Genomic DNA, 662 nt, shown 5'->3' on the forward strand with positions numbered 1-662 from the left:
CCTGCCCGCCTCGACCGTCCACCGGATCCTGACCCGTCACCACCTGCACCGCCTCGCGTGGCTCGACCGGCCCACCGGCACCCTCATCCGCCGCTACGAACGCGAACGGCCCGGCGAACTCATCCACATCGATGTCAAGAAGCTCGGCCGGATTCCCGACGGCGGCGGTCACAAGGTCCGGGGCCGTGAGGCTGGGCGACCCATCCGCGGCATGGGCTTCGACTACGTCCACTCCGCCGTCGACGACCACTCACGCCTGGCCTACAGCGAGATCCACCCCGACGAGAAAGTCGCGACCTGCGCGGGCTTTCTGGCCCGCGCGGCCGCGTTCTTCCACCAGCACGGCATCGACCGGATCGAACGGGTTCTGACCGACAACGCCTGGTCCTACCGCAAGGGCCTGGCCTGGAAGGCCGTCCTGGCCGACCTCGGCGCGACCGGAAAACTCACCCGCCCCTACCGACCTCAGACCAACGGCAAAGTCGAGCGCTTCAACCGCACCCTCGCCGACGAATGGGCCTACCTACGGCCCTACACCAGCAACGACGAGCGAACAGCCGCTCTGCCAGACTTCCTCCACACCTACAACCACCACCGCGGCCACACCGCACTCGGCGGAAACCCACCCATCACCCGCGCAAACAACCCTGCGGGTCAATACA

Annotated in this window: 1 protein-coding gene; it reads left to right on the forward strand. The window is 67.7% G+C overall.

Annotated elements, in window-relative coordinates; genetic code table 11:
- A partial coding sequence (locus tag G3I60_RS43850; protein WP_164608566.1) for an IS481 family transposase occupies positions 1-662 on the forward strand: 662 nt, incomplete at both ends.

Origin of the sequence: Streptomyces sp. SID13666, from assembly GCF_010548325.1 — a bacterium.
Taxonomy (GTDB): Bacteria; Actinomycetota; Actinomycetes; order Streptomycetales; family Streptomycetaceae; genus Actinacidiphila; species Actinacidiphila fildesensis.